General features: G+C 70.5%; 3 protein-coding genes. All 3 read left to right on the top strand.

All coding sequences use genetic code 11. From position 1 onward, the window contains the following. Window positions 1–93 precede the first annotated feature (93 nt). The 3 genes from ectB to JHW41_RS14750 all read left to right on the top strand — a co-directional run bounded on the left by ectB (window position 94) and on the right by JHW41_RS14750 (window position 3503). Window positions 94–1410 carry a diaminobutyrate--2-oxoglutarate transaminase gene (gene ectB / locus JHW41_RS14760; RefSeq protein WP_250442921.1) on the top strand — a complete coding sequence of 439 codons (1317 nt, stop codon included), beginning with the start codon at window positions 94–96 and terminating at the stop codon, window positions 1408–1410. Beyond that, a complete protein-coding gene (locus JHW41_RS14755) occupies window positions 1407–2345 on the top strand; it encodes a cupin-like domain-containing protein (protein WP_250442918.1) in 939 nt (312 codons plus the stop codon). Before ectB ends, JHW41_RS14755 begins: the two co-directional genes overlap by 4 nt. 87 nt (window positions 2346–2432) lie before the next feature. Then, window positions 2433–3503, top strand: a complete 1071-nt coding sequence (locus JHW41_RS14750; RefSeq protein ID WP_250442915.1) for an efflux RND transporter periplasmic adaptor subunit — start codon at window positions 2433–2435, stop codon at window positions 3501–3503. Window position 3504: the final 1 nt, after the last annotated feature.

Here is a 3504-nt window from a genome sequence, read left to right as displayed (position 1 = left end):
GCCGCGCCGCGCGCGGCGGACGTTTTTCGGTATCGATGATCGGCAACGGGGACCGCCGCAACGGCGGCCGATAACAATCCAATGGGGATCCACATGAACGCCAACGCACTGGAAGCCTTCGAGAAATACGAATCGCAAGCCCGCTCGTACTGCCGCGAGTTCCCGGTGGTGTTCGCGCGCGCCAAGAGCAGCTACCTCTACGACGAACGCGGGGAGGCGTTCATCGACTTCCTGTGCGGCGCCGGCGCGCTCAACTACGGCCACAACAACGACGCGATCAAGCAGGCGGTGCTGGACTACATCGGCGGCGACAACATCATGATGAGCCTGGACCTGCACTCGCAGGCCAAGCGCGACTTCATCGAGACCTTCCAGCGCCTGATCCTGCAGCCGCGCGGACTCGACTACCGCCTGCAGTTCACCAGCCCGACCGGCACCAGCGTGGTCGAGTCGGCGATCAAGCTGGCGCGCAAGGTCACCGGCCGCCAGAACGTGGTCGCCTTCACCAACGCCTTCCACGGCATGACCGGGGTGTCGCTGAACCTCACCGCCAATCGCTACCACCGCCAGGCGGTCGGCTACGGTTCGGTCTCGCGGCTGCCCTACGACGGCTACCTGGGCGAGATCGACACGGTCGATTTCCTGCGCAAGCTGCTGGAGGACCACAGCTCGGGCCTGGACCTGCCGGCGGCTGTGATCCTGGAATCGGTGCAGGGCGAGGGCGGCCTCAACGTCGCTTCGGTGCAGTGGCTGCGCAAGCTGCGCGAGCTGACCGCCGAGTTCGGCATCCTGCTGATCGTCGACGACATCCAGGCCGGCTGCGGCCGCACCGGCCGCTTCTTCAGCTTCGAGCGCGCGCAGATCGAGCCGGATCTGGTGTGCCTGTCCAAGTCGATCGGCGGCATGGGCTTCCCGATGGCGCTGCTGCTGGTGCGCCCGGGCATCGACGCCTGGTCGCCGGGCGAGGACAACGGCACCTTCCGCGGCAACAACCTGGCCTTCGTCGCCGCCGCCGAGGCGCTGCGCCGCTACTGGGACGGCCACGCGTTCGAACGCGAGCTGGCCGACAAGGAAGCCGGCATCCGCCGCGCGCTGGAGGCCATCGCCCAGGCGCACCCGGCGATGGTCCGCCAGGTCCGCGGCCTGGGCCTGATGCAGGGCCTGGAATTCCACGCCGAGCAGGACACCGCGGCGGTGATCCAGGCCTGTTTCGAGCGCGGGCTGGTGGTGGAATGCTGCGGCCCGCGCGGGCAGGTGCTCAAGCTGATGCCGGCGCTGACCATCGAGCCGGAGGTGCTGGCGCGCGCGCTGGAGATCATCGCCATCGCGGTGGACCTGCGCGCCGCGCACCGGCCCGAACTGGCCGAGCTGCTGGCGCCGCTGGCGGCGGCGCAGGGCGCGCCGGCATGAAACCGCTGACCGCGCTCGATTCGCTCGACGAAGCGACCTTCGTCGCCGACTACGTGCAACGCAACCGCCCGGTGGTGGTGCGCGAGCTCGACTTCGATCCGGCGCGCTGGACCCCGGCGGCGTTCCGCGCCGACCTCGGCGACCTGCCGGTGCAGGTCTACGACGCGCTGTTCGACCTGCAGGAAGTGGCGACCCTGGCCGACTACCTCGACCGCCAGTTCGGCCACGCCGGCGACTACCGCGAGGGCGTGCCGTACGTGCGCTGGTACAACCAGCTCAAGGGCGTCGACCACGCCTGGGGCGACGAAGCCTTCGCGCGCCTGGCGCTGCGCTGGCGCATGCCCGCGTTCCTGCCCCGGCAGGGCCTGCTGGTGCCGGCGCGGCCGCAGTCCGATGCCACCGTCGATGCGTTTCCGTACCGCGGCATCCTGGTGTCCGCGCGCGGCGCGCGCACCCGCATGCACCGCGATCCGTTCTGCAGCGACGCGGTGGTGGCGCAGTTCCACGGGGTCAAGGAAGTGGCGATGTACCACCCCTCGCGCGCGGACGAACTGGCCGCGCGGCGCCAGGACGGCAGCTCGTTCGGCGGTTTCCTCGACGTGCGCGGGGCCGAGCTGGGCCGGCTCGCGGTCGAGCCCGACTACCACGGCTTCATCCGCCCGGGCGAGGTGATCTACATCCCGCACGGCTGGCTGCACGACGTGATCGTGGTCGAGGACTCGATCTCGGTGACCTGGAACTTCGTCCACGAACGCGGCTCGATGGAGTTCATCGATTACCTGATGAGCGGCTCGGAAAGCGACAGCGAGTTCGAAGTGCTGCGCTACTTCTATCGCCAGTCGGGCTACGAGTTCGGTTCCTCGCGCGACATCGTCAAGGCCTTCAACCAGAAGTTCTGCGAACTGCAGGAACTGCTCGAAGCGCAAGCCGCCTGATCCGGGCCTCGTCCGCCGCGCCGCGCCCCGCGGGACGCAGCGCGGCGGCGCGCGCGCAACGCACCATCCTCCAAGAGAATCGATGCAATGAGCGCCACTCGCAGCTACCTGGGAATCGGCATCGGCTTGGCCGTCGTCGGCGCGGTCGTCTGGTTCGGCCTGGCCGGACGGCCGCAGCCGGCCGCGGCCGCGACGATCGCCGCGCCGGTGCTCACCGTCAGCGTGGTCGCCGCGCACAAGCGCGCGGTCGACGACGCCATCGCCGTGGTCGGCGCGACCGTGCCGCGCGAGAACGTGATGGTGGTGCCGGAACTGGCCGGCCAGCAGGTGCGCGAGATCCACGCCGACGTCGGCGACTACGTCAGGAAGGGCCAGCTGCTGGCGGTGCTGGACAGTTCCAACCTCAGCATCCAGAGCGCCGGCCTGCGCTCGGAGTACGAGCGCACCCGCGGCGAGTACGAGCGGGTCCAGTCGCTGCAGCCTTCCGGCGCGGTCAGCCGCGAGTTCGTCGCGCAGAAGAACGCGGCCTATCAAGTGGCGCTGGCCAACCTGCGCAACGCCGAGCTGAGCGTGCGCCGCGCGCGCATCGTCGCGCCGACCGACGGGCTGATCTACGAGCGCAGCGCCGCCATCGGCGGGCTGACCAGCTTCAGCGAACCCTTGTTCAAGCTGGCCAAGGACGGGCTGGTGGAAATGGAGGCCAACGTGCCCGAGCGCCAGGTCGCGCGCTTGCGCGTGGGGCTGCCGGCGAGCCTGCGCCTGGCCGGCGAGAGCGCGCCGATCCAGGGCGAGATCCGCCTGATCGCCCCGCGCGTGGACAGCGCCAGCCGCTCGGCCAGCGTGCGCATCGCCTTGCAGCGTCCGGGCGAGAGCGCGCACCGCGCCGCGGTCGGGATGTTCTGCGAGGCCGGCATCACCGTGGCCCAGGTCGAAGGTTGGGTACTGCCCGGCAGCGCGCTGCAGCAGGATGCCGCCGGCGCGTTCGTGTGGTCGGTGCGCGGCGGCAACGCGGTGCGGCGGCTGCCGGTGGAGGTGGTCGCGCGCACGCCCGAGCACGTGGTGGTCGCGGCGATCGACGCCGGCGAGCGCATCGTCGCCAAGGCCGGCCCGTTCCTGCGCGACGGCGACATCGTCGCGCTGACCCAGGCGCGCCGCTGAC

This window comes from Lysobacter enzymogenes (assembly GCF_023617245.1).
Taxonomy (GTDB): Bacteria; Pseudomonadota; Gammaproteobacteria; order Xanthomonadales; family Xanthomonadaceae; genus Lysobacter; species Lysobacter yananisis.
Note: the sequence above shows the minus strand (reverse complement) of the source record. Positions and strands in the feature narration are given on the sequence as shown.